At 65.8% G+C, this 20,848-nt stretch carries 24 protein-coding genes; 9 read left to right on the top strand and 15 right to left on the bottom strand.

The window, feature by feature from the left end; all coding sequences use genetic code 11:
- Positions 1 to 71 precede the first annotated feature (71 nt).
- From flgL to flgB, 11 genes are all read right to left on the bottom strand, one after another.
- Entirely contained in the window at positions 72 to 1,322 is a 1,251-nt protein-coding gene (flgL, locus tag E7V67_020565) for a flagellar hook-associated protein FlgL (protein WUR12073.1), read from the bottom strand.
- A gap of 31 nt (positions 1,323 to 1,353) precedes the next feature.
- The gene (flgK, locus tag E7V67_020570; protein ID WUR12074.1) at positions 1,354 to 3,333 is read right to left on the bottom strand and encodes a flagellar hook-associated protein FlgK; all 1,980 of its coding nucleotides are present in this window, start codon (positions 3,331 to 3,333) and stop codon (positions 1,354 to 1,356) included.
- 83 nt (positions 3,334 to 3,416) lie between these two features.
- Positions 3,417 to 4,370 (bottom strand): flagellar assembly peptidoglycan hydrolase FlgJ, encoded by a 954-nt coding sequence (gene flgJ, locus E7V67_020575; GenBank protein WUR12075.1) that lies wholly within the window; start codon positions 4,368 to 4,370, stop codon positions 3,417 to 3,419.
- A gap of 15 nt (positions 4,371 to 4,385) precedes the next feature.
- Positions 4,386 to 5,495: a flagellar basal body P-ring protein FlgI gene (locus E7V67_020580; GenBank protein ID WUR12076.1), complete on the bottom strand. Its 1,110-nt coding sequence runs from the start codon at positions 5,493 to 5,495 to the stop codon at positions 4,386 to 4,388.
- A gap of 7 nt (positions 5,496 to 5,502) precedes the next feature.
- The gene (locus tag E7V67_020585) at positions 5,503 to 6,156 is read right to left on the bottom strand and encodes a flagellar basal body L-ring protein FlgH (GenBank protein ID WUR12077.1); all 654 of its coding nucleotides are present in this window, start codon (positions 6,154 to 6,156) and stop codon (positions 5,503 to 5,505) included.
- A gap of 2 nt (positions 6,157 to 6,158) precedes the next feature.
- On the bottom strand, positions 6,159 to 6,941 hold the full coding sequence (gene flgG / locus E7V67_020590) for a flagellar basal-body rod protein FlgG (GenBank protein WUR12078.1): 783 nt from the start codon (positions 6,939 to 6,941) through the stop codon (positions 6,159 to 6,161).
- Positions 6,942 to 7,058: 117 nt separating this feature from the next.
- Positions 7,059 to 7,802, bottom strand: coding sequence for a flagellar basal-body rod protein FlgF (flgF, locus tag E7V67_020595; protein WUR12079.1), 744 nt, complete (start codon positions 7,800 to 7,802; stop codon positions 7,059 to 7,061).
- Positions 7,803 to 7,919: 117 nt separating this feature from the next.
- Entirely contained in the window at positions 7,920 to 9,464 is a 1,545-nt protein-coding gene (locus E7V67_020600) for a flagellar hook protein FlgE (protein WUR12080.1), read from the bottom strand.
- Positions 9,465 to 9,526: 62 nt separating this feature from the next.
- Positions 9,527 to 10,210, bottom strand: coding sequence for a flagellar hook assembly protein FlgD (locus E7V67_020605; protein WUR12081.1), 684 nt, complete (start codon positions 10,208 to 10,210; stop codon positions 9,527 to 9,529).
- Positions 10,211 to 10,224: 14 nt separating this feature from the next.
- Complete coding sequence (gene flgC / locus E7V67_020610) at positions 10,225 to 10,629, bottom strand: flagellar basal body rod protein FlgC (protein ID WUR12082.1); 405 nt, start codon at positions 10,627 to 10,629, stop codon at positions 10,225 to 10,227.
- Positions 10,630 to 10,631: 2 nt separating this feature from the next.
- Positions 10,632 to 11,048: a flagellar basal body rod protein FlgB gene (flgB, locus tag E7V67_020615; protein ID WUR12083.1), complete on the bottom strand. Its 417-nt coding sequence runs from the start codon at positions 11,046 to 11,048 to the stop codon at positions 10,632 to 10,634.
- A 149-nt stretch (positions 11,049 to 11,197) separates the two neighbouring features.
- Here flgB and flgA point away from each other — a divergent pair, with 149 nt between their 5' ends.
- From flgA to E7V67_020645, 6 genes are all read left to right on the top strand, one after another.
- A complete protein-coding gene (gene flgA / locus E7V67_020620; protein WUR12084.1) occupies positions 11,198 to 11,884 on the top strand; it encodes a flagellar basal body P-ring formation chaperone FlgA in 687 nt (228 codons plus the stop codon).
- Positions 11,885 to 11,975: 91 nt separating this feature from the next.
- Positions 11,976 to 12,320, top strand: coding sequence for a flagellar biosynthesis anti-sigma factor FlgM (gene flgM / locus E7V67_020625; protein ID WUR12085.1), 345 nt, complete (start codon positions 11,976 to 11,978; stop codon positions 12,318 to 12,320).
- 6 nt (positions 12,321 to 12,326) lie between these two features.
- On the top strand, positions 12,327 to 12,797 hold the full coding sequence (locus tag E7V67_020630) for a flagellar protein FlgN (GenBank protein WUR12086.1): 471 nt from the start codon (positions 12,327 to 12,329) through the stop codon (positions 12,795 to 12,797).
- Between the two features lie 147 nt (positions 12,798 to 12,944).
- Positions 12,945 to 13,301 (top strand): PilZ domain-containing protein, encoded by a 357-nt coding sequence (locus E7V67_020635; GenBank protein WUR12087.1) that lies wholly within the window; start codon positions 12,945 to 12,947, stop codon positions 13,299 to 13,301.
- A gap of 61 nt (positions 13,302 to 13,362) precedes the next feature.
- Positions 13,363 to 13,578: a hypothetical protein gene (locus tag E7V67_020640; protein ID WUR12088.1), complete on the top strand. Its 216-nt coding sequence runs from the start codon at positions 13,363 to 13,365 to the stop codon at positions 13,576 to 13,578.
- 55 nt (positions 13,579 to 13,633) lie between these two features.
- Positions 13,634 to 16,582, top strand: coding sequence for a triple tyrosine motif-containing protein (locus tag E7V67_020645; protein WUR12089.1), 2,949 nt, complete (start codon positions 13,634 to 13,636; stop codon positions 16,580 to 16,582).
- 3 nt (positions 16,583 to 16,585) lie between these two features.
- Here the strand turns inward: E7V67_020645 and E7V67_020650 are convergent, their stop codons facing one another.
- Positions 16,586 to 16,888, bottom strand: a complete 303-nt coding sequence (locus E7V67_020650) for a hypothetical protein (protein WUR12090.1) — start codon at positions 16,886 to 16,888, stop codon at positions 16,586 to 16,588.
- 100 nt (positions 16,889 to 16,988) lie between these two features.
- Here E7V67_020650 and E7V67_020655 point away from each other — a divergent pair, with 100 nt between their 5' ends.
- Genes E7V67_020655 through E7V67_020665 form a run of 3 tightly spaced genes read left to right on the top strand, consistent with a single transcriptional unit; the run spans position 16,989 to position 18,396 of the window.
- Positions 16,989 to 17,522 (top strand): DUF4256 domain-containing protein, encoded by a 534-nt coding sequence (locus tag E7V67_020655; GenBank protein ID WUR12091.1) that lies wholly within the window; start codon positions 16,989 to 16,991, stop codon positions 17,520 to 17,522.
- Entirely contained in the window at positions 17,519 to 17,989 is a 471-nt protein-coding gene (locus E7V67_020660) for a helix-turn-helix transcriptional regulator (protein ID WUR12092.1), read from the top strand. Before E7V67_020655 ends, E7V67_020660 begins: the two co-directional genes overlap by 4 nt.
- Positions 17,986 to 18,396, top strand: coding sequence for a VOC family protein (locus tag E7V67_020665; protein WUR12093.1), 411 nt, complete (start codon positions 17,986 to 17,988; stop codon positions 18,394 to 18,396). Before E7V67_020660 ends, E7V67_020665 begins: the two co-directional genes overlap by 4 nt.
- Positions 18,397 to 18,565: 169 nt before the next feature.
- On the opposite strand, the gene motD is transcribed toward E7V67_020665, so the two are convergent.
- From motD to E7V67_020680, 3 genes are read right to left on the bottom strand one after another with little or no spacing between them, the layout of a single operon-like run.
- Entirely contained in the window at positions 18,566 to 19,375 is an 810-nt protein-coding gene (gene motD, locus E7V67_020670) for a flagellar motor protein MotD (protein ID WUR12094.1), read from the bottom strand.
- A gap of 10 nt (positions 19,376 to 19,385) precedes the next feature.
- A complete protein-coding gene (locus E7V67_020675) occupies positions 19,386 to 20,135 on the bottom strand; it encodes a flagellar motor protein (GenBank protein ID WUR12095.1) in 750 nt (249 codons plus the stop codon).
- A complete protein-coding gene (locus E7V67_020680; protein WUR12096.1) occupies positions 20,117 to 20,848 on the bottom strand; it encodes an RNA polymerase sigma factor FliA in 732 nt (243 codons plus the stop codon). The genes E7V67_020675 and E7V67_020680 overlap by 19 nt, the downstream gene beginning before the upstream one ends.

A 20,848-nucleotide genomic window follows, 5' to 3' on the forward strand; every position in this document is an offset into this window, starting at 1 on the left:
GGCACCGATTCCAGGGCATACCTGCCCTGAAATCGGTGCCTGTCACCTGCGGGCTTATTTGCCGATCTGGCTTAGTTCAGATAATTAAACAGCGACAACCCAGTCGCCATCTTGAACGTCTGCTGCGCCGCCTGCAAGCTGCTGGTCTGCTGCGCAAAGCGCGACGCGGCTTCGATGGGATCGACTTCGATCAGGTCGGAAACCTGGCTCTTGTACTGGATCGACATCTCCGAGCCGGAGTTGTCCAGGTAGTCCAGCTCCTTCCCACGCGCGCCGACCGAGGCGCGCACCGACAGCACGTTGTCGGAGGCCTGCTGGATGTTCTGGTTGGCTTCATTCAGCGCGTTGGTCAGCTTGGCGCCCGCCGTCGGGCCCGTGCCCGCCGTGCGCAATGCGTTGATGACGTTCTGGATCGTCTCGAACACCGACTGGTTCTTGCTGGGCTCGAGGGTGAACTTGTCGGTGTCGGCCGGCTCGCCCTTGATGTCGAACGTGACGCCGTCGAAGGCGATCGGCTGGCCCGCCTTGTAATCCGTCAGCGGTACCACTTCCGTGCCCAGCGTGTCGTCCGTCACGCTGTACTGCATCGTGCCCGTCGTCGCGTCCTTGGCGAACGTGATCGAATAGTTGTGGCCCGTCAGCTGGGCGGCGTTCGACACGGTGCCCGGCGAGATGATGCCCGTGCCGGCATTGGGTACGTCGGTCGGGTCGGCCGGGTCCGGCACGTGCGGCTTGGTCAGGAAGGTGCCGTTGCCCGTCAGGTTGCTCTCGAAGATCTGGCTGCCGGAGGCGCTGATCGACATCTTGCGCCCCGACCCCACCTGCAGTTCGCGCTCGCCCTGGTCGCCGTAGTAGGTGGCGCCAGTGGACGTGCGGGCGAACGGCAGCGTGTTGGTCTTGTAGCCGGCAAAAACGTAGCCGCCGGTGCCGTCGGCCGTGTTGGCCTGGCCCAGCAGGTCCGCCATGCGCGCTTCCAGGTCCACGGCCAGCGCTTCGCGGTCGGCGATCGACAGGGCCGGGTTACCGGCGTACAGCACGGTGTCCTTGACGTCGTCCAGCAGGTCGCCCACCGTGTCCAGCACCGTATCCACCTGCGCCAGCGACGACTGCGCCGTCTGGCGATTGGTCTTGTACTGCTCGTTCAGTTCCAGCGACTGCGTCACTTCCAGCGCGCGCGCCGAGGCGACCGGATCGTCCGACGGCGTCAGCACGCGGCGGCCCGTGGAGAGCTGCATCTGGGTCTTCAGCATGTTCGATTGCAGCGTGCCCAGCTGGCTGGTGCCGCGGTCGTACATCATGCTGGTGCTGATACGCAGGGTCATAACGTTATTCCTTCAATCGATTCTCGGACACTTAGCGGATCTGCAGCAGCGTGTCGAACAGCTGCCCGGCGATCTGCATTACCTTGCCGGCGGCCTGGTAGGCCTGCTGGTAGCGCAGCAGGTCCGCTGCTTCCTCGTCCAGGTTGACGCCCGACACGCTCTGTTGCGATGCCATCGCCTGGTTGACGGTCGTCTCGGCGGCGTCGCTGCCGACCTTCATCTCGCGCGTCTTGTTGCCCACGTAGTTGACGGTGCCCGCATAGCTGCCCTGGAACGTGGCGCTGTTGCCGTTCAGGATGTTCTTCGTTTGCAGGCCGGCCAGCAGCACGCCATTGCGGCCGTCGCCGACGCCGCTCGTGTTCTTCGCGACCGTGAACGTGTCGCCATCCTTCGGCTGGCCGTTCAGCACGAAGGAGAGGCCATTGCTGCTGTAGGTGGCGCCTTCCGCGTACGGAATCGTGTCGCCCGGCGCATAGTCGTTGAAGGCGCCACTCGCCAGCGTGACGCGCACGGAGGCGCCTGCGGCGAAACCGTCCACGCTGCGGCTGGCCGGGTCGAGCGGGTCGGCCTGGTGGAAGGCGATCGTCAGCGGCGTCGAGTCCGTCAGTGCGTTGCCCGGTTCCAGGTAGGTCGCGTCCACGGTGCCGGCGCTGATCGTGCCACTGCCCTTGTTGCTGGTTGGGAAAGACGTGGCGATCGGCGCGGCCAGCGCGATCTTCTTGAAGTCCGTGATACCCACTTCGATGTCCGCGGCCGCCGTGTAGGTGGGACGGATCTGGAAGCGGTCGCCCTGCGTTGCCGTGCCGCCGAAGTTGTACGTCACGCCGTCGATTTCCGTGTCCACGCCGGGCGGGATGGCGATCGCGCCACCGGTGCCGTCGGACCGCGTCATCTGGAAATCGGTGCCGTCGAACACGACGTCGTAGTCGACACCCTTCAGCGCCGCGGCGTCCGTGATCGTGGCCTGCACGTCCGTCGTGCTGGCCGCCGAGTTGCGGGTGTCGTAGCCGACATAGGCCTTGATAGGCTTGAAATAATCGCCGCCCAGGGCGCCGCCCAGGTCCTGGCCCAGCTTGTGCTGCTCGTTGAAGGCCGTGGCCAGGCCGGCCGCCACCTGGCCGATCTGGTTCTGCACCTTGTCCAGCGTCTCGCTGCGGAATTTCATGAAGCCGCCCAGCGCGCCACCGGCAAAGGTCTCGTCCGGCAGCGGCGAGGTGCGGCCCGACGTCGTCTGGTAGCCGACGATCGTGCGGTTCGGGTCGGTCGGCGACGCCATCGTCGTCAGGTCCATATTGGTGACGCCGACCACCAGCGGCTGGCCCGAGCCGATCGACACATTGAGCATATTGTTATCGGTCGGCAGCACGGTGACCTTGACCTGCTGGTTCAGTTCGCGGATCAGCTGGTCGCGCTGGTCCAGCAGGTCGTTGGGGGGATTCAGCGGGTCCAGCGTGGCGGCCGCGATCTTCTTGTTCAGGTCGGCGATCTGCGTCGAGTACGCATTGATCGAGTTGACGGTGGAGGTGACGGAGTTGTTGACGCCGTCCTGCAGCTCGCGCAGGCGGCCGGACACCTCGTGGAAGCGCGCCGTCAGCGTCTGCGACGACGACAGCATCGATTCGCGCGCGGCCTGCAGCGACGGGGTCGAGTTGGCGGTCTGCACGCCCTTGAAGAAGTCCTGCAGCGCCGGCGACAGGCCGATCGTGCTGTCGGACAGCATATTGTCGATCTGGCTGATCTGGCCCAGGTAGGCGTCCACCGAGCCCTGGTTGGCCTGCGCGTTCATCAGCTGGGTGTTCAGGAAGTTGTCGTAGTAGCGCTTGATCTGCGCCACTTCGGTGCCCGTGCCGATGTAGCCGACGCCCTGGTTCACCGGCGGCAAGGTGCCCTGCACGATGCCCTGGCGGCTGTAACCTGCCACGCTCGCATTCGTGATGTTGTGACCGGTCGTGGCGATGCCCGTCTGGGCCGCCAGCAAGCCGGTCTTACCGATGCTGAGGAGGTTGCTCATGGGTGGTTTCTTTCCTGTCCTGATCTCGTATACGGCGCGGGCGGACGAAACTTAAGGGCCGCCGTCACCTTATTTCGATGTGCTTATGCCAAAGTTTTCTTGATGACAGCGGCCAGCTTGGCGGCGTAGTTCGGGTCGGTGGCGTAACCGGCCTTCTGCAGGCCGCGCGCGAATGCCGTGGCGTCGCCGCCGCTGGCCAGCACTTTCTCGTAGCGCGGATTGTTCGTGATCAGCTTGGCGTAATCCTTGAAGCTGTCGGCATAGCTGTCGTAGGCGCGGAAGCGTTCGATCTTGCGGGTGGCGCGGCCGTTCACGTATTCGGTCGTGGCGACGTCGACGGTCTTGCCGGTCCAGTTGCTGCCGGCCTTGATGCCGAACAGGTTGTGGCTGTTGCTGCCGTCCGCGCCCTTGATCTCGCGGCGGCCCCAGCCGCTTTCCAGCGCGGCCTGGCCCAGCATGAACTTGGCCGGCACGCCGGTGGCGCGGCTGGCCTCTTCGGCATGGGCGCTGAGCTTGTCGGAGAATGCACGCACGTGCGCGTGGCGCGACGTGCTTGCCGCCGCCGTCGTGGCGGCAGGTGCCGCCGCGGCACTGGCCGCCGCGTTGCCGCCCGCGGCGGCGATCGAGCGCTGCAGCTTGGCCGCGTCGATCATCGAGCGGGTCAGGCCGCCCTCGGGCATGGCCGCGTCCGCATTCAATTCGGCATTCGCACCGTTCACTCCGGCTGTTTTCGACAACTGGCGCACCAGCACGTCCGCCAGGCCGATGCCTTTCTTGGCGATGGTCTGGCTGGTCTGCTGGTCCAGCATCGTCGTAAACATCTTGGTCTGCTGGTTGTCGAGCATGCCTTCCTGCGGCGTCGCGTCGCGCATGCTCTTCAACATCATGTTGACGAACATGGCTTCGAACTGCGTTGCCGCGGCCCGGGTAGCCTCCGCCGAACCCGCCTTGGCGCCCTGGCGCAACTGCGACAGGCCCTTGCTGTCGATCGCGAGGTTGGCGGAAAGGTCGTTGGGTGTGCTCGTCTGGCGGATCATGATGGCCTCTTTGTATTAGATGATTTCCAGTTCGGCGCGCAGGGCACCGGATGCTTTCATTGCTTGCAGGATCGCGAGCAGATCCTGCGGCGAGGCGCCGATGGCGTTCAGCGCCTTGACGACGTCGGCCAGCGAGGCGCCGCCCTGCACCATCAGCACCTTGCCGGGCGCCTTCTGGATGTCGACGGAGCCGGGGTTCGTGACCACGGTCTGGCCGCCGGACAGCGCGTTCGGCTGACTGACCTGCGGGTCGGCCGACACGGCCACCGACAGGTTGCCGTGCGAGATCGCGCAGGTCTGCAACGTCACCGCCTGGTTCATAACGACGGAACCGGTGCGGGCATTCATGATGACCTTGGCGGCCAGCGCGGCCGGGCGCACGTCGATTTCTTCCAGCTGGCCGATGAACGTCACACGCTGGTCGGAGGCGGACGGTGCCTGCACGCGAATGACGCGGCCGTCCAGGGCATAGGCGATGCCCGCGCCGTACTTGTTGTTGATCGCTTCGACCACGCGGCTGGCGGTGGCGAAGTCGCTGCTGTTCAGCTCCAGGCGGATCTGGCCGTTCTCGCCCAGGTTGGTCGGCACCGCGCGCTCGACCGTGGCGCCGCCGGAAATGCGGCCCACCGACAGGTGGTTGACGGCGACCGAGGCGCCGCCGCCGGGCGACTGCGCACCGACGCCACCGACCAGGATATTGCCCTGTGCCATGCCGTAGATGGCGCCGTCGGCACCCTTCAGCGGGGTCATCAGGAGCGTGCCGCCGCGCAGGCTCTTGGCATTGCCCATCGACGATACCGTCACGTCCAGCATCTGGCCCGGCTGGGCGAACGCCGGCAGCGAGGTGGTGACCATCACGGCCGCCACGTTCTTCAGCTGCAGGTTGGTGCCCGGCGGCAGGGAGACGCCCATCTGCTGCAGCATCGAGGCGATGCTTTGCACCGTGAACGGGGTTTGCGTGGTCTGGTCGCCGGTGCCGTCCAGGCCCACGACGATGCCGTAGCCCATCAGCTGGTTCTGGCGCACGCCGGCGATGCTGGCGAGGTCCTTCAGGCGCTCGGCATGGGCGGCCGGGGCAAGCAGGGCAATCGAAACGCCGATCGCAGCGAGGGTCTTGGCAAACATGGTCATATCAGAACGGCAGCAGGCTCATGAAGAAACGCGACGCCATCGACGACAGCTCGGCGCGGTCCAGGTGGGTATTGGTGCGGTATTCGACGCGGGCATCGGCGATCGCGGTGGACGACACCGTGTTGCCGGCGCCGATCGTGTCCGGATTGACGACGCCGGAGATGCGGATGAATTCCGTGCCCTTGTCCATCGCCACCTGCTTTTCGCCGGCGACGACGAGGTTGCCGTTGGCCAGCACTTCCACCACCGTCACGCCCATCGTGCCCGTGAACGTGTTGCTGGCGGTCTGGCTGGCGGCATCGGCCGACTTGCTTTCCGAGCTGGTGCCGATATTGGCGCCCAGCTTGCCCTGCAGCAGGCCCGGCACGTTCAGGTTCGCGCTGCCGCTGCGGCTGTTCGAGCTGGCGCCGTTCTTGACGGCCGAGGTGCGCTCGGTGATGACGACATTGATGATGTCGCCCACGTGGCGGCCGCGGCGGTCTTCGAACGCGGGACGGTAGCTGGCGGTCTGGAAGATCGCACCGTTGTTGCTGGCGGCGCTCTGCGCCGGCGGCAGCGGACGCGCGGTGGTCGGGCCGGCGACGATGGTCGTCGGGGTGCTGGCGCAACCGGCCAGCGCGGCCAGGATGAAGGCGGTCAGAGAGAGCTTTTTCATGATTACATCTGCGACAGTTTTTGCAGCATCTGGTCGGAAGTGGTGATGGCCTTGCTGTTGATCTCGTAGGCGCGCTGCGTCTGGATCATGTTCACCATCTCTTCGACCACGTTGACGTTGGACGTCTCGACATAGCCCTGCAGGATCTGGCCGGTGCCGTTCTGGCCCGGCTGGTTCTGCTGGGCGGCGCCGGATGCGCCCGTCTCGACGTACAGGTTCTCGCCCATCGACTGCAGGCCGGTGGGGTTGATGAACGTGGCCAGCTGCAAGGAGCCGATCTGCTGCGCGGCGGCCTGGCCGGGCAGCTTCACGGACACGGTGCCGTCCTTGCCGACGGTGATGTTGTCGGCATTGATGGGAATGGTGATCGGGGGTTGCAGCACGTAGCCGCTGGACGTGACCATCTGGCCGTTGTTGTCGCGCTGGAACGAGCCGTCGCGCGTGTAGGCGGTGGTGCCGTCGGGCATCAGCACGGTAAAGAAGCCGTTGCCGTTGACCATCAGGTCCTTGTCGTTGCCGGAGGCTTGGGGATTACCCTGGGTGTGGATGCGCTCGATCGTGACGGGACGCACACCCGTACCGACCTGCATGCCCGATGGCAGCTGGGTCTGCTGCGAGGAATTGGCGCCGGGCTGGCGCACGTTTTGGTACAGCAAGTCCTCGAACACGGCGCGCGACTTCTTGAAGCCGTTGGTGCTGACGTTGGCGAGGTTGTTCGACACAGTGTCCATCTGTGTCTGCTGCGCTTCCATGCCGGTCTTGGCAATCCAGAGCGAACGAATCATGTGCTTTCTCCCGTAATGCCGGACTGGGGAGGATTCCCCCGCCCGGACAACTGGAAGCTCTGGAACTATGCCGCCTGTAGAGCTTCCTCCGATGAAAGCATTATGCGCGGCAACGAATCAATTCAAAGCGAGGATCTGGGTGGCTTTCGCCGCGTTATTCTCGGCGTTCTTTATCAGGCTCATCTGTGTGTCGAACGACCTTGCCAGGGCGATCATATTGACCATCGCATCGACCGGGTTGACGTTGCTGCCTTCCAGGCAACCGTCGGCCAGGCGCACGTTCGGATCGGCCTGGGCCGGCTGGCCCGATTCCTGGCGGAACAGGCCGTCGTCGCCGCGCAGCAGGCCGGTCGTGGGCGGATTGACCAGCTTGATCCGGCCCAGCACGTTGGCCGGACCGGGCTGGCCCTGGCTGGTATCGATGCCGCTGACGGTGCCGTCGGCCGAGATCGACACGTTCATGTTCGGCGGCACGGCGATCGGACCGTTCTCGCCTTGCAGGGTCAGGCCGCCGCTGGTCTGCAGTAGGCCGTTCTCGCTGATCTTCAGGCTGCCGTTGCGGGTGTACGCCTCGGAACCGTCGTTCGACTGCACCGCCAGCCAGCCCTCGCCGCGCACGGCCACGTCCAGCGAGCGGCCGGTCGTTTCGATGGGGCCGGAACGGAAGTCGGAGCCGACGGTCGAGTCGACCACGAACGTACGCGTGGGCAGGCCTTCGGAGACGACCGGCACGGCGCGGAACGCATCGAGCTGGGCACGGAAGCCCGTCGTGGTCGCGTTGGCAAGGTTGTTCGACGTGGTGGCCTGCTGGTCCAGGATGTGCCTGGCGCCGGTCATTGCGGTGTAGACGAGTTTGTCCATGGTGTGATCTCGCTTGGGGTCTGTCCCCGCAGGGGACTGACCCCGGTTTTAATCCGGGTTCTTGACGATATCGATAAAAACCGGGGTCAGTCCCAAAGGGACAGACCCCAACCATCATTAACGCAGGTTCACCAGCGTCTGCAGCACCGAGTCTTCGGTCTTGATCGTCTGCGCATTGGCCTGGTACACGCGCTGCGCGGTGATCATGTCGACCAGCGCTTCGGTCAGGTCCACGTTCGATGCCTCGACCGACGACGAGCGCAGCGCGCCCATGCCGCCCTCGCCCGGCACGCCGATCTGCGGCACGCCCGAACCCGAGCTTTCCGCCCACGCATTGTTGCCCAGCGGGGTCAGGTTCTCGACGCTGGTGAAGTCCGCCAGCACGATCTGCGCCAGCGGGCGCGACTTGCCGTTGCTGTACTGGCCCAGGATGACGCCGTTGTCGTCGGCGGCGAAGCGCTGCAGGCTGCCGGACGAGTAACCGTCCTGGGTCGACATCTTCTCGCTGGTCGGCGTGCCGTACTGCGTGGTGCCTTCGAACGTGGTCGAGATCGGAATCGTCAGCACGGCGCCGTTGTCCGGGAAGATCGGCAGGTTGATCGTCAGCGGCAAGGTGGTGGCCGGAACGGCAGCAGCCATCGCGGCCGCGTCCAAGGTGCCGGTCTTGTTGAATATCAGCGTACCGACCTTGACGGACGGCACGTTGACGGCGGCCTGCAGCTTGGCGTCGATGATGGCCGGGCCGTTGCCCAGCGTGGCGGCGACGCTGGTGGCGCCGGTGTAGACGGCCGTGATCTGGTCCTGCTGCACCTGGTTGGCACCGGCCGCGATGGCGGCGGCGAGCACGGCGCCGCCGGCCGCGTCGGCATAGGCCTGCTGTGCGGCGGTGATGTCGCCGGACGTCGAGGCCGGGTTGTTGATGACGGTCTGGTAAGCGTCGCGCGCGCTCTGCGCGGCCGACGAGCTGATGGCCGCCTGCAGCACGGCTTTCGCGTCGATCGTCAGGCCGTCGTTGGCCGCGTAGGCGTCCCACTTGCCGGCGCCCAGGTTGACGTAGTACATGCCCATCGTGTGCTCGTTGCCCAGCGAGTCATACACCGGCAGCACGGTCTGCTTGGTGTACGAGGTCGGATCGGAAGCGTCGAACGGCACGGTCTTCGGCACGGTCGAGTTGGACGACAGGTTGATCTGGAAGTTGGCCTTGGTGGTCTGCACCGGCGCCAGGTCGGACGAGTCGATCGTTATCGGCACCGGCGCGCCCTGCAGGATGACGCCGTCGCGGTTGGCCACGTAGCCCGTCAGCGAGGCGCCCTGGGCGTTGACGATCGTGCCGTTCTTGTCCATCGAGAACTGGCCGTTACGGGTGTACTGGATGGCGCCATCCACCGTGGTGCGGAAGAAGCCGCCGCCGTTGATCGACAGGTCCAGCGGGTTGTTGGTCGTTTCGATATTACCTTGGGTGAACTGCTGGGCCAGGCGCGCCACCTGCACGCCGATGCCGGGATTGTTGCCGCTGATGCCGTTCAGGGAATTGGCGTACATGTCGGCGAACTGCGCCTCCGTGCTCTTGAAGCCGACCGTGCTGGCGTTGGCGATGTTGTTGCCGATGACGTCGAGCGACTTGGCTGCGCCGTTGAGACCGCTGAGACCTTGTTGGAACATGATTTTCCCCTGTCAGAAATTGGGCTGATGCTTGAATTCGAAATGTGCCGGCTGACCGGCGCTTACATGACCTGCTTGATGTCGTCCATGGTCAGCTGACCCAGGCCCGGCACGTTGATCTTGGCGCCCGTGGGCCCCGTGGACACGCTGGCGACACTGCCGAACGACAGCGTCTTGGCGTCCGTCACCGGCTGGCCGCCCGTGCTGGCGGTCACGCTCAGCGTGTAGTTGCCGTTCGGTGCGGTATTGCCGTCGGCCATCTTGCCGTCCCAGACCAGCGGCTGCACGCCGGCCTCGACGGCGGACATCGAGATCGTCTGCACCACCTTGCCGCTGGCGTTCTTGATGTCGACGTCGACCTTGTCGGCATACGAGCCCAGCTCGACGCCGAAGATGCCCTTGCCGTCCGCCACCTGCATGTGCTTGCCGGCGGCCAGCACGCCATGGTTGATCAGGTTGACGGCCTGGCCCGAGGTGGTGGCCGCGTAGTCGGTCTTGAGCGACTCCAGCGTATCGTTCAGCTTGTTGATGCCGGTCACGGTGTTCAGCTGGGCCAGCTGGCTGGTGACCTGGGCGTTGTCCAGCGGGTTGAGCGGGTCCTGGTTCTTCAGCTGCGTGATCAGCAGCGTCATGAACTTGTCCTGCTCGGCCGAGATCTGGCCGCTCTTGGACGTTTCCTTGGGATTGACGTTGTTCAGCAGTGCGGCGGATGGCCCGGCGGCGGCGGCGGTGTTGGTGATCGACATGATTGGCTATCTGGTTATTGACCGATGGTCAGGGTCTTCATCAGCAGGCTCTTGGCCGCGTTCATCGTTTCGACGTTGTTCTGGTAAGAGCGCGAGGCCGACAGCATGTTGACCATCTCGTCCACCACGTTCACGTTCGGCATCTCCACATAGCCCTTCTCGTCGGCCAGCGGATTCTTCGGGTCGTACACCATCTTCATCGGCGACGGGTCTTCGATGACCTGCTGCACCTTGACGCTGGTGGCCGTGTTGTCGGCGCTCGGGGTCGCCTCGAACACGACCTGCTTGGCGCGGTAGGCCTGGCCGCTGGCGCTGGTGGCGCTGTCGGCGTTGGCCAGGTTGCTGGCCACGACGTTCAGGCGCTGCGACTGCGCGCTCATCGCCGAGCCCGACACATTGAAGATATTAAATAGCGACATGCTTACTGGCCTCCCTGGATCACGGACAGCAGGCCCTTGATCTGGCTGTTGATGAAGTTGACGCCGGCCTCGTAGCGCAGCGCGTTGTCGGCGAACTGATTGCGCTCGACGTCCATGTCGACCGTGTTGCCGTCCACCGCGCCCTGTACGACGCCGCGGTATTGCAGCGGCGTGCCGTCGGCCAGGGTGCCGGCGCCCAGCGGCGGCATCGGATAGTGCTTCGGCGCCGTTGTCTTCAGTGGCCCCTGCTTGTTGACGTCCAGCGCGGATTTGAGCGCGCTGGAAAAATCGATATCGCGGGCCTTGTAGTTAGGGGTGTCCGCATTGGCGATATTGGAAGCGAGCACGCTCTGGCGCGTCGAGCGCAGGCTCAGTGCCGTTTCATTGAATCGCAGATGTTGGTCGAGTTTGCCTAGCATGTCGCTTCCTTCCATCGGTAACAGGATCGATGATACGGATGCCCCACGGCAATTAAAGCGACGATAAGCATGGGCTTTCCGGTCCTGTTCGCCCCTTTCGCCGCGCCGGCAATGTCTATCATGGCAGCACTCAACGGGAATATTGCACCATGAAAACTCTCTCTACTGCTGTTGCCGCCCTGCTGCTGGCCTCCAGCGCCCAGGCGGCGGACACGATGGATTCCGCCAAGCTGCGCCAGACCGTGGACCAGTTCCTGCAGGTACAAAGCGCAGGCCTGCCGGGCAAGGTGACGGTCACCGTCGGTAATGTCGACCAGCGCATGAAGCTGGCGAATTGTCCGGCGCCGGAAGCATTCCTGATGCCGGGCACCAAGCCGTGGGGCAAGACGACGGTGGGTGTGCGCTGCACGGCGCCGTCACCCTGGACGGTTTATATTCCCGCCAATGTGTCGGTTTTGGGCAACTATATTGCCGCCGCGGCGCCCGTGGCGCAGGGCCAGCCCATCGTCGACAGCCAGCTGGTGACGATGCAGGGCGACCTGACGACGATGCCGGCCAGCATCGCGACGGACAAGGCACAAGTGCTGGGCCGGACCAGCAATATCGCGATTTCGGCCGGCATGCCGCTGCGCCTGGACAGCCTGCGCAAGCAGAGTGTCGTGCAGACCGGTCAGCTGGTGCGGCTGGTTTCCAGCGGCCCCGGCTTCAAGGTATCGGCGGAAGCGAAGGCGGTTGCCAACGCGGCCGAAGGCCAGGTCGTGCAGGTACGCACGACCGGCGGACAGAACATCAGCGGTATCGCCCGGGCGGGCGGGATGGTTGAAGTGGCATTCTAAAAATTCCGGCGGGCGCTAAAGTTTGCGGCGCCGCTGCCGTTATAAGACTCGTACACCGGAGTAAAAGCTCCCACCAGACGAGGAAGATGCTGTGAAAATCAACGATCCATTGAAGAGCAACGGCTTGCCGGGCAACACCCCGGCAAACAATGCCCGCACGAACGCAGCCACGACGGCCAACACGGCCGGCACGGCAGCGAGCACGGCGGCAAATACGGCCGCCACGACGGCGGCCCAGGCTGGCTCGGACAATGTACGCCTGTCCTCCCAAGGGCAGGCGCTGGCGGCAAGCAGCAGCAACGGCGTGTTCGACACGAAGAAAGTCGAACGCATCAAGCTGGCGATTGCCGACGGTCAGTTCCAGGTTAATTCTGAAAAAGTGGCGGATGGCTTGCTCGATACAGTCAAGGATCTGCTGCACTCTCGAAAGCGATAGGACATCATGAACGGTGCCACCACGACTCCCATGCACAGCCTGAAGGCTGAACATAAGCTGATTATTTCCCTACGCGAAGTGCTGCTGCAGGAACAGAATCTCCTGGTGGCCGCCGACATCGACAAGCTGGACCCGCTGACGTCCCGCAAGGGCGAACTGATCAACGAAATGGCCCTGACGGCGAACCAGCGCCATCGCAGCCTGGCCGCCGCCGGCTTTGCCCGCGGAGAGGCCGGCATGGAAGCCTGGCTGGCCCAGCACGGCAGCGATGCCGACAAGCTGCTGTGGCACGACGTGCTGGACCAGACTCGCGAGGCGAAGGAACTGAACCGCCTGAACGGCATGCTGATCAACCGCCAGCTGAACCATACGCAAGGCGCGCTGCAGGCCCTGCGGCCGCAGGCCCAGACCGGCGTGTACGGCCCCAGCGGCCGGACGGCGACCAGCACGTTCTCGCGCGGGTTTGTGGCAGGTTGAGTCAGTCCCGCATCGATGGAAAACCGGGCCCTGCCCGGTTTTTTCGTTTTGGAAAGGCATTGCAATGCTGAACCACGCTGCTGCACCCGGCATATGTGCGGTATGCTGTATGCAAGGCCCCACCGGGCATCGACACGCAGGCGTAACGTGGTAGAGCAGCTAACCGAACAACGCCGGGCCCATATCCGCCGGCTGTTGCAGATCGAAGCATCCGTCTTCGCCGAAGGCGGCCAGCCCGTCTGGCCGGCCCAGGTGATCGATATCGCGCGCATGGGCGTGGGCTTCATCCTGGCCGAGAAACTGCCGGAGCGGCCGCGCTACTGGATCCGCTTCCGCTTTCCCGACAGCCCCATCGTGGACGAGGCCGAGATGATCATCGTCTACAGCCGCCCCGTCGGCAGCAAGGGCCGCTATCACTACGGCGGCCGCATCCTCGCCGTGTCGCAGGAATGCCGCGAGCGCATCGTCGAATACGTTACCCGCGGCAACCGCTACATGACGTAACGGTTACAAACATTAACAACCGAACGACAGAACATGGCGATCCCGGCCGTAGAATAAGGCCATGAACCGGCGCGCCGACACCCTCACCGCTGAAAAACTCCATATTGCCCTGCTGACCAAGGAAGCGTTCGGGCTGGAGGCGGCGCAGCGCTACATGACGTTCGCCGGCCTCGACCCGCGCCAGCTGAACGACGTGCTGGAACGGGCCGCCGAACGGCGCCGTGCCGCCACCGCCTTCGGCAATTCCCATCCCGACCGTCGCGCCCGCCCGCGCTGACCGCGCCACTCTTTCCGATTTACAATAATGGTCTGAAAACAACGTCGGAGCAGACATGGCCCTCGGCCGCCTTGCGGTTTTATTGATGTGGTGGTGGACCGCATGCAGCAGCTGGGCCGCGCCCCCCGCGCCCGATGGCGTGACGCACGAGCGGCGGCGCTGGACGCAAGCCGACGGCGCGCCGCAGCAGTCATTCCGCATGACGCAGACGGGCGACGGGCTGCTGTGGTTCAGCTCCCCGGCAGGGCTGACCAGCTTCGACGGCGTGCGTTTTCGCCAGGAAAACAAGGTGTACGGCCACGCCCTGCTGTCGTCCAGCATCGCATCCGTGCTGGCGCTGCCGGGCGGCCGTCTGGCTGTCGGCTACCACTTCGGCGGTCTCAGCATTTTCAGCCGGAACGGCGTGCACCATTACGACGCCAGCAATGGCTTTCCACCCGGCTCGGTGACATCGATGGCGCTCGATGGCGCCGGCGTGCTGCATGTGGCCGTCAGCAGCGCGTTGGTGCGCCTGCATGACGGTCAGTGGCAGGAAATCGGCCGGGACTCGCTGCCGCGCGACATGCGCACCGCCATCGTGTTCGACCGCGACGGCACGCTGTGGGTCAGCGTGAATGCCCACTACTACGCCCGCGCCCGCGGCACTGACCGCTTTGTCGACGTGCTCGATGCGGACGACCTGTGGCTGACGACCGTCGGCGGCATCGTCCACACGGTACTGCGCGACAAGGGCCTGGTGCGGGTGCGCCTGGGCCATCCGGTCGAGGTCGTAAAAATGGCACAGCCGCCGGCACAGGGGCCGCTGCTGTATGCAGGCGGCATGTTCGACGGCCCCGGCGGCAGCCTGTGGTATCAGCGCCAGGATGGCGTCGCACGCATGGTGGCGGACGGCGCTGGCGTGCTGCACCCGATGGAAGTGTTTGCCAACAACAACGGCAACGGCGACGCGCCCCACTCCGGCATGGTGGACCGCGAAGGCAATTTGTGGCTGTTGTCGTTCGAGGGCGTGGAACGCTACCGGCCGCACCGCTTCCGCCGCCTCCCCACCAGCAAGGAAAGCTTCTACTGGCTGGCCCAACGCGGCATCGGCGACGAACTGTGGCTGGGCTCGATGGAAAGCCCGGTGCTGCGGCTGGGCGCCGACGGCAGCCGGCGCCAGACCGCCATCGTCGCCCCGCAGGCCCTGGTGCGGGCGGCACCCGACCACGTGTGGGTCGGCTCGGCCACCGACTTGTGGGAAATCCACGGCGACCGCGAGCGGCGCTGGGGCATGCCCGAGCAGCTGGGCAAGACCTACGAGATCCAGGCGATGGCGCTGGAGCGGGGCGGCGCGCTGCTGGTGTCGATCATTCGCCAGGGCCTGTGGCGTTTCCAGGACGGCCGCTGGCAGCGCGACACGCGTCTGCGCGGGGTGCCGGAACCAACACCGATGAGCATGCTGACGGACAGCGGCGGACGCACCTGGATCAGCCTGGTCAACAACCGCTTCGGCGAGCTGACGGCCACTGGTTTCCGTCCCGTCAGCACGAGCCTGGGCATGGTGCTGGCCATGTTCGATTGCGGCGGCCGGCTGCTGATCGGCAGCGAACAAGGGGTGACGTGGCGCGATGGCGAAACCTTGCGCCCGCTGCGGCTGCGCGGCGGCGCGCCGATCCGCCGGGTTACGGGCCTGGTGACCGACGGCGGCGGCAGCCTGTGGATCCACAGCGACGACGGCCTGTACCGCATCGCCCCGGCCGCGCTGCGGCGCTTCTGGCAGGCGCCCGGCGAACCCGTCGAAGCTGAGCTGTTCAATTTCGAGGACGGCGTGCGCGGTCTGGCCTCCCAGGTGCGGCCGCTGCCGTCGCTGGGCGTGGCGCATGGCGGGCGGCTGTACTACGCGACGGTGTCGCAGGTCGGCTGGATCGATCCCGCCACCATCGGCCGCAATCCGCGTGCACCGGACGTGCTGATCCAGTCGCTGCACAGCGGCGGGCGCGACTACGACGCGGTCGATGGCCTCGCCCTGCCGGCGCGGACGACCAGCGTCGATGTCGCCTTTACCGCCACGGCCCTGTCGATGCCGGAGCGGGTGCGGCTGAAGTACCGGCTGGATGGCGTCGACGACGACTGGCGCGAGGTGCGGCGCGAGCGCGGCGCCCAGTACACCAACCTGGGGCCGGGCAGCTACCGCCTGCACGTGATCGCCGCCAATGAGGATGGCGTGTGGAATCGTACCGGTGCCGGGCTGCACTTCGTCATCGCCCCCGCGTTCTGGCAGACCTGGTGGTTCCGCCTGGCCTGCGCGCTGGCAGCGCTGCTGGCGCTGGCGCTGCTGTACCGCTGGCGCATGGCTGTGGTGCGCCGCCGCGCCGAGGAGCGCATCGCGGCGCGGCTGGAGGCGACCATGCTGGAACGCAACCGCATCGCCCGCGCGCTGCACGACAACCTGCTGCAAGCGGTGCAGGCGCTGATCCTGCGCTTCCATGCGGTGCAGGCGCGCCTGCCGCGCGAACCGGAGCTGCAGGCCATGCTGGACAAGGTGCTGGGCTACGCCGAGAAACTGGTCGAGAACGCGCGCGACGAGGTGCTGGCGCTGCGCCAGCCGCCCCCGTGCGACGAGCTGGTGGAGGAGCTGCGCGACGCCCTGCTGAAAGCCACGCCGGAGGCGGCCGCGCTGCTCGACTTTGCCACCGAGGGGACGGCCCGGCCCTTGCGCAGCGAGACGGCCGTCGAGGTGCTGTACGTCTTGCGCGAGGCCGTTGCCAACAGCGCACGCCATGCCGGCGCGACGCGCGTGACCGTGCGGCTGCGCTTCACGGACGAGGCATTGCAAGGCGAAGTCGGCGACGACGGCAAGGGCATCGATCCCGTCGTGGCGCGCGACGGCCGGGCCGGCCACTGGGGACTGGTCGGGATGCGCGAGCGCATCGCGCGCGTGGGTGGCGCGCTGGCCGTCGAGGCGGGCGCGGCCGGCGGTACGGTGGTAGGCTTCAGCGTGCCGGCCGCATCCGCCTATGCCTGACGATTACGCAACGCCGGCAGCCTTCAACCAGTCGCGCCCGCGCGCATCGAGCGCCCTGGCGATCACCTCCGGCGGCAGGCTGTAGACGGTGGCCCAGGTGGCCCGGCCATCGGGCGCATTCGACGGAAAACTGGTCGTCTCGATCGGCCAGTGGTATTTGCGCTTCAGTGCGCGCACGATGGCGGCCAGCGTCACGCGGCCGCGCAGCGGCTCGGCGCCGGCCTGGTCGGCATTGGACAACAGCACGGCAAGGACGGCACCGCGCGCGGTGCGCGGGCCGGGAAAAATGGGGAGCTTGGTTGGCATGGCCGCATTGTAGCGGTGGCCATTCTTCGCTGTCGTTCCGGTAACCAATTGTGATAACTTGGCGCTGCCCCATCTTCAATAAAAAAGGAGACGCCACGCCATGAATGCCGCCCTGCTCCAGCTCTTGCAAGCCCGTTTCGAGAAGAACATGCAGCGCCACCGCGACATCGCCTGGTCCGACGTGCTGGCCCGGCTGGACGCCAATCCGTCCGCCTGGCCCGCGCTGCAGGCGATGGAGGACAGCGGCGGCGAGCCGGACGTGATCGGCCTCGATCCGGCCACCGGCCGCGTCGCCTTCTGCGACTGCTCGGCAGAGACGCCAGCGGGCCGGCGCAGCCTGTGCTACGACGCCGCCGCCCTCGACGCCCGCAAGGAGCAGAAGCCGGCCGGCAGCGCCGCCGGCATGGCGGCGCAATTCGGCATCGAACTGCTAACGGAAGAGCAGTACCGCGCCTTGCAGGCGCTGGGCGAGTTCGACCTGAAGACGTCCAGCTGGATCGCCACCCCGCCCGAGCTGCGCAAGCAGGGCGGCGCCCTGTTCTGCGACCGCCGCTACGGCCGCGTGTTCACCTACCACAACGGCGCGCAGTCGTATTACGCCGCGCGCGGCTGGCGCGGCAGCCTGACCGTATGAGCGAGAACGCGCAGCGCCTGCGTGAGCTCGTCAAGCTGCGCCAGGTACGCGACCGCATGGACCGAGAATATGCGCAGCCGCTCGACGTGGAAGCGCTGGCGCGCGGCGTGCAGATGTCGGCCGGGCACCTGAGCCGGCAGTTCAAGCTGGCCTACGGCGAGTCACCCTACTCCTACCTGATGACGCGCCGCATCGAACGGGCCATGGCGCTGCTGCGCCGGGGCGACATGAGCGTCACCGACATCTGTTTCGAGGTCGGGTGTTCGTCGCTGGGCACGTTCAGCACGCGCTTTACGGAACTGGTCGGCGTGCCGCCGTCGACCTACAAGGCGCAATGCGCGGACGCCACGGCCGGCATGCCGCCGTGCGTCGCGAAAAACGTCACGCGGCCGATCAGGAATCAAGAAGCAATGCCGGACAAGCCCGGCTACTCTGGCATCTCCACTTCGCAAGGAGACACACCATGAACCTGACCATCCACTCGACCTTCATCAACCACCTCGACCCGGAGGCGTCGCTGGCGTTCTACCGCGACAAGCTGGGCTTTGAAGTACGCAAGGACGTGGCCTACGGCGGCCTGCGCTGGATCACGGTCGGCCCTGCCGGCCAGCCGGAAACGTCCATCGTACTGGCGCCGCCGGGCGTGGGCCCGGGCGTGACGGACGAGGAACGCCGCGTCATCACGGAAATGATGGCCAAGGGCACCTACGGCATGCTGCTGCTGGCAACGAGGAACCTGGACGAAGCGTTCGACCGGCTGCAGGGGCGCGACGTAGAGATCGTGCAGGAGCCGACCATGCAGCCGTATGGGGTGCGCGATTTCGCGGTGCGCGATCCGGCGGGGAATATGGTGCGGATTCAGCAGGCGGCTTGAGCGGCGGCGCTGCTGCAAGCGACTGGTGGTCGTTGAGGGGGCCGCAGGCGGATGAGCCGCCCAGGGTCTGTCCCCTTGGGGACTGACCCTGAAGTTGTCGTAAGCGCTCGCGCGCCTCAGCCAAACTTCGGGGTCAGTCCCTGTGCAGGGACAGACCCCAACGCGCCGCTTATTTCACCGGCGCGACCACCGGCGCCGGGGCCGCCTCGGCGCCTTCCGCCGCCGTCGGAATCTCCGTCTCCGGATCGGGCACGCCCGACAGGATGGTAATGGCCACGCGCCGGTTGCGCGCCCGGCCGATCGGGTCGTTGTTGTCCGCCACCGGATGGTTCGACGCGTGGCCCACGGCCGTCAGCCGCTGCGGTGCCACGCCCGATTCGATGAACAGCCGCACCACCGTGGCGGCGCGAATCGACGACAGTTCCCAGTTCGACGAATACATATTGCGGATCGGCTGGTTGTCCGTGTGCCCTTCCACCTGCACCGCGTGCGGATCGTCCTTCAGCAGCACGGCGACGGCCTGCAGCGCCTCGCGCGATTCCTCCGTCAGCCTGGCCTCGCCCGGGTCGAACAGCACCGAGGCATTGATCTCGACGGAGACGCCGCGGCTGTCCTGCGTCACCCGTACCTTGCCTTCCTTGACCAGCGGCGCCATCGTGGCCAGCAGGTCCTGCGCCAGCTTGGTCATCCGTACTTTTTCCTGCGCGATCATCACGCGCCGGCGCACCGCCTGCGGCGTGGCTTGGGGTGTGGTCTGCACTTCCGTGTTCTGCGTCAACGCGGCGCCGGCGCCGCCGAAGGCATCGCCCAGCGCGTCCGAGAACACCTTGTACTTGCCTGTGTTGACCACCGAGATGGCATACATCACGACAAAGAACGCGAACAGCAAGGTGATGAAGTCGGCGTACGAGATCAGCCAGCGCTCGTGGTTTTCCGGCTCTTCGTCGTACGGGCGGCGGGCGCGGCGGTACTGGGTCATGGCTGCGCGCTCAAGTGTGCTCGCGCATCAAGGTGGCGATGCGTTCGTCCATGATGCGGCTGAAGTCGCCCGTGGCGATGTCGTGGAACACGGCGGCGGCGATTTCCTGCTGGTGCACCTGGGCCGTGACGATATTCTTCAGCTTGTTGGCGATCGGATAGAAGAACAGGTTGGCCAGGCCGACACCGTAAATCGTGGAGACGAACGCCACCGCAATCCCTGGGCCCAGCTTGGCCGGATCGGACAGGTTTTCCATCACGTGGATCAGGCCCAGCACGGCGCCCAGGATGCCGATCGTGGGCGAGTAGCCGGCGGCCGATTCCCACACGCGCACGGCCTGCCGTTCGGCCGTCTCGAAAGCGGTGATTTCCGTGTCCAGCAGCTGGCGCAATTTATCGGGCTGGATGCCGTCGATGATCATACGCAAGCCCTTGGCCATGAAGGGGTCGGTGGCGGCCGCCATATGGCGCTCCAGCGCCAGCGGGCCGGCACGGCGCACCGTCTGGTTCCACTGCTGGATGTCCTTTTTCAGCGCGGCGCGGCTGTCTTCCGGCGGGCGGATGATCCAGCGCAGCATCAGGATGCCGCGGCGCAGGGTCGCGGGGCGCGTCTGCAGCAGCACGGCGCCAAAGGTACCGATGACCACAATGGCGAACGCGGCCGGCTGGACCAGGGATGAGAGCTTGCCGCCTTCCAGCGATTGTCCAACGACCAGGCCGGCCAGTGCCAGCAGTATGCCGGCTACGCTGGACCAGTCCATGCCTGCTCCCGGAGAGTGGCGCGCAAGCGCGCGACGGCTTGCGTATGCAATTGCGATACGCGCGATTCGGAGACGCCCATGACGGCGCCGATTTCTTTCAGGTTCAACTCTTCCTCATAGTACAGGCCCATCAGTAATTTCTCGCGGGGCGGCAAGGCATCGATCGCGTCGATGACGGCCTGGCGGAAGTCGGTGTCCATCAGCGCGCGCAGCGGATCGGCATCTTCGTCGTGCGCGTAGCGGTCCAGGAAGCTGTCGTTGCCGTCGTCGTCCTTGAAGTCCTCGTAATAGACGAGCTGGTGGCCGCCGCCTTCGGACAGCATTTCCTGGTAGTCGGACAGCGACAGTTTCAAGGACTTCGCAACCTCGGATTCGCTGGGCGGCCGCCCCAGCTTCTGCTGCAGGGTGGCCATCGCGTTCTCGATCTTGCGCATGTCCTGGCGCATCGTGCGCGGCATCCAGTCGCTGCTGCGCAGCTCGTCCAGCATGGCGCCGCGGATGCGCATCACCGCATAGGTCTCGAACTGCGCGCCGTGCGTTTCCTCGTAGCGACTGATCGCGTCGAGCAGGCCGATCATGCCTGCTTGTACCAGGTCATCGACTTCCACGCTGGGCGGCAATTTTGCCTTCATGTGGTGGGCAAGGCGCTTGACGAGCGGCATGTGCTCCGTCAGCAGCGAATCCTTGTTCACCTTCCCTTTGACCGTGTACAT

It is taken from the genome of [Empedobacter] haloabium (genome assembly GCA_008011715.2).
In the GTDB taxonomy this organism is placed as follows: domain Bacteria; phylum Pseudomonadota; class Gammaproteobacteria; order Burkholderiales; family Burkholderiaceae_D; genus Rugamonas; species Rugamonas haloabia.

Excerpts from the sequence above, each read along its gene's own strand:
- flgL (WUR12073.1), bottom strand. The coding sequence starts at position 1,322 with ATGACCCTGCGTATCAGCACCAGCATGATGTACGACCGCGGCACCAGC.
- flgK (WUR12074.1), bottom strand. The coding sequence starts at position 3,333 with ATGAGCAACCTCCTCAGCATCGGTAAGACCGGCTTGCTGGCGGCCCAG.
- flgJ (WUR12075.1), bottom strand. The coding sequence starts at position 4,370 with ATGATCCGCCAGACGAGCACACCCAACGACCTTTCCGCCAACCTCGCG.
- E7V67_020580 (WUR12076.1), bottom strand. The coding sequence starts at position 5,495 with ATGTTTGCCAAGACCCTCGCTGCGATCGGCGTTTCGATTGCCCTGCTT.
- E7V67_020585 (WUR12077.1), bottom strand. The coding sequence starts at position 6,156 with ATGAAAAAGCTCTCTCTGACCGCCTTCATCCTGGCCGCGCTGGCCGGT.
- flgG (WUR12078.1), bottom strand. The coding sequence starts at position 6,941 with ATGATTCGTTCGCTCTGGATTGCCAAGACCGGCATGGAAGCGCAGCAG.
- flgF (WUR12079.1), bottom strand. The coding sequence starts at position 7,802 with ATGGACAAACTCGTCTACACCGCAATGACCGGCGCCAGGCACATCCTG.
- E7V67_020600 (WUR12080.1), bottom strand. The coding sequence starts at position 9,464 with ATGTTCCAACAAGGTCTCAGCGGTCTCAACGGCGCAGCCAAGTCGCTC.
- E7V67_020605 (WUR12081.1), bottom strand. The coding sequence starts at position 10,210 with ATGTCGATCACCAACACCGCCGCCGCCGCCGGGCCATCCGCCGCACTG.
- flgC (WUR12082.1), bottom strand. The coding sequence starts at position 10,629 with ATGTCGCTATTTAATATCTTCAATGTGTCGGGCTCGGCGATGAGCGCG.
- flgB (WUR12083.1), bottom strand. The coding sequence starts at position 11,048 with ATGCTAGGCAAACTCGACCAACATCTGCGATTCAATGAAACGGCACTG.
- flgA (WUR12084.1), top strand. The coding sequence starts at position 11,198 with ATGAAAACTCTCTCTACTGCTGTTGCCGCCCTGCTGCTGGCCTCCAGC.
- E7V67_020630 (WUR12086.1), top strand. The coding sequence starts at position 12,327 with ATGAACGGTGCCACCACGACTCCCATGCACAGCCTGAAGGCTGAACAT.
- E7V67_020640 (WUR12088.1), top strand. The coding sequence starts at position 13,363 with ATGAACCGGCGCGCCGACACCCTCACCGCTGAAAAACTCCATATTGCC.
- E7V67_020645 (WUR12089.1), top strand. The coding sequence starts at position 13,634 with ATGGCCCTCGGCCGCCTTGCGGTTTTATTGATGTGGTGGTGGACCGCA.
- E7V67_020650 (WUR12090.1), bottom strand. The coding sequence starts at position 16,888 with ATGCCAACCAAGCTCCCCATTTTTCCCGGCCCGCGCACCGCGCGCGGT.
- E7V67_020655 (WUR12091.1), top strand. The coding sequence starts at position 16,989 with ATGAATGCCGCCCTGCTCCAGCTCTTGCAAGCCCGTTTCGAGAAGAAC.
- E7V67_020660 (WUR12092.1), top strand. The coding sequence starts at position 17,519 with ATGAGCGAGAACGCGCAGCGCCTGCGTGAGCTCGTCAAGCTGCGCCAG.
- E7V67_020665 (WUR12093.1), top strand. The coding sequence starts at position 17,986 with ATGAACCTGACCATCCACTCGACCTTCATCAACCACCTCGACCCGGAG.
- motD (WUR12094.1), bottom strand. The coding sequence starts at position 19,375 with ATGACCCAGTACCGCCGCGCCCGCCGCCCGTACGACGAAGAGCCGGAA.
- E7V67_020675 (WUR12095.1), bottom strand. The coding sequence starts at position 20,135 with ATGGACTGGTCCAGCGTAGCCGGCATACTGCTGGCACTGGCCGGCCTG.
- E7V67_020680 (WUR12096.1), bottom strand. The coding sequence starts at position 20,848 with ATGTACACGGTCAAAGGGAAGGTGAACAAGGATTCGCTGCTGACGGAG.